Below are 2,412 nucleotides of genomic sequence, written 5' to 3'. Positions count from 1 at the left end.
CACAACTCATCTGGCACCAGACGCTCAACGATCCCCACGACGCCAGACTATCGAACAGGCCAAATGAGACGACGTCTAAGGCGGCGGCCCGGTGCGGGCCGCCGCCCGGCTCCCGCACGGACGGGGAGCCGCCGTCAGCGCACGGCCGAGGCACAGTCGTACAGCGTCTCCGTGCCGCCTTCGGAACCCCCGCCGTCCCCGCCGTCCTTGCCGCTCCTCTCGCCCTCGCCGGCGCCTGTGCCGCTCTTCTCGGCCTCGCCTGCGCCTGCGCCGCTGCCCTTGCCGTCCGCCGCGGCCGCCCCGTAGGCGGCCGGATCGACTTCGGTGCAGGCCGACTTCACCCACCGGTCGATCCGCGCCACCGAACTGTCCGGCGGCGGCTCGCTGACCTGTCCGCCGCCGGCCCCGCTCATGCTTCCCTCATACGTGCCGACCAGGGCGAAGCGCAGGTCGCCGGCCCGGATCAGGTCCTGGTACTCGGCCAGGTTCACGACGTTCGCCTCGCCCAGGAACCCGCCCAGCGGCAGCACCGGCAGGGCCCGGAGGTAGATGTAGCGCGATGCCGTCTGCCAGCTGTTCGTGGAGAAGGTGTAGGCGGCGCCCCGGTTGTTCCGCTCGACGTACTCGATCAGTTTCTCCTGGTCGGAGCCGTGTTCATTGAGCACGTCGGGGCCCTGGGTGGTGGTGGTGGACGTGAGGCCGCCGAGATTGCCGTTCTTGGCCGTCCGCATCCCCTTGCCCGAGCCGGAGCCGTCGGACAGCTTCAAGGGCGGCCCCGCGTAGGCGTCGAACGGCGAGCCCGCGTACCGCTCGTTCAGCACGCTCAGCGACCAGGCGGCCGGTGCGGCGAGCACGGCGACGCAGCCGCTCGCCAGGCCGGCGGCGGTGACGCGCCGGGCCAGCCGGTGGCCGGACCGGTTCGGCAGGGCGGTGTACACGAGGGCCGCGCAGGCGGCGACCGAGGTCACCAGGACCAGCGGAACGAGCCAGGGCGCGAAGTCCATGTACGGGGCGGCCGTGCGGATCGTCCAGACCTCCTGCACGAGCACCGCCACGGGCAGCAGCCAGGCCCGCGGGCCGCCGCGGGCCGCCCGGTGGGTGCGCCACAGGGCCACCGCGCCGGCGCCGGACAGCGCGGCCAGGGGCGGCGCGAGCAGGGCGGCGTAGGCCGTGTGCGGGATGCTCATGGCGCTGAGCACGAGAGCCGACGTGGCCAGCCACAGGCCCCACATCAGGTATCCGGCGCGTCGGCGGTCGGTGCGCGCGGCCCCGCGGTGCCGCACCAGGCCCAGCACCAGGGCGATCAGCGCGAGCGGGTACAGCCAGCCGATCTGGGTGGTGAAGCGGGAGCTGAGCAGCTTGCCCCAGCCCTCCGAGTCGGGCATGACCGCGAGCGCGGCGGACGCCCCTTGCGCGGACGAGCCCTGCGCGGCCGGGTCCGGCGACCCGGAACCGTCCCGGCCGGCGCTGTCGGCGCCCTTCTGCGCGGCGTCCCCGGCCGTGCCGCCCGTCGCCGCTCCCGTGCCGCCGCCCCCGGAGGGCACGCCGACCGCGCCCGGAACCAGCCCCTCGTGGAAGCGGTTGAAGCCGTTGTAGCCGAAGACCATGGCGAAGGCGCTGTTGTTGGTCGAGCCGTCCGCGTAGGGGCGGGAATCCTCCGGCGTGAAGGTCATCAGCCCCACCCAGGAGAGGGACACGGCGAGCAGCACACCGCCCGCCGCCAGCAGGTGCCGGAGCCGGCGCCGCAGCCCGTGCGGGGCGGCGACCAGGTAGCCGACGGCGAGCGCCGGGACGATGAGCCAGGCCTGCATCATCTTGGCCTGAAAGCCCAGTCCGATCCACCCGCCGCTGAGCAGCAGCGGGTTCAGCCGGCCCGTCAGGACGGCCTTCTGGTACTGGTCGGCCGCCAGCACCAGACACATCGTGACCGAGCAGTCGAGCATCGCGTGCCCGAACATGGAGGCGGCCAGCGGCGTCAGGGTCAGCAGCACCGCCGCGATCAGCCCGGCCGCCGCCCCCTGCCAGCGCCGTACCACCCGGTACATGACAAGCACGGAGACCACGCCCTCGACGCACTGCGGCAGGGTCAGCGCCCAGTCGTGGAAGCCGAACAGCCGGGCGGAGAGCGCCTGCGGCCACAGGAAGCCGCCGATCTTGTCGAGGGTGATGGTGGCGGCCGGGTCGAAGGCGGTGAACAGGAACGCCGTCCAGCTCTCCGCCATGCTCCGCGCGGCCACCGAGTAGTACGGGGACAGGCCGCTGCCGACGATGTTCCAGGTGTACAGCAGCGCGGCGAGCGCGGCGACGGCCAGCAGCGCCGGACGGGCCCAGCCGGGCTGGTCCGGGGGAGAGCGCCAGAACACCAGCCGGTGCCGCCGCGGCGGCACCGCCGCTTCGTCGGGCACGGCCGCT

1 protein-coding gene is annotated in these 2,412 nt (G+C 73.7%); it reads right to left on the bottom strand.

Annotated features, from left to right (window positions below; translation table 11 throughout):
- Window positions 1–134: 134 nt before the first annotated feature.
- A partial coding sequence (locus ACTT8P_RS38110) for an ArnT family glycosyltransferase (protein WP_442836373.1) occupies window positions 135–2,412 on the bottom strand: 2,278 nt, incomplete at its 5' end.

Source organism: Streptomyces sp. JW3 (assembly GCF_052216785.1).
Classification (GTDB): domain Bacteria; phylum Actinomycetota; class Actinomycetes; order Streptomycetales; family Streptomycetaceae; genus Streptomyces.
This window is presented reverse-complemented; position numbering and strand designations above follow the sequence as displayed.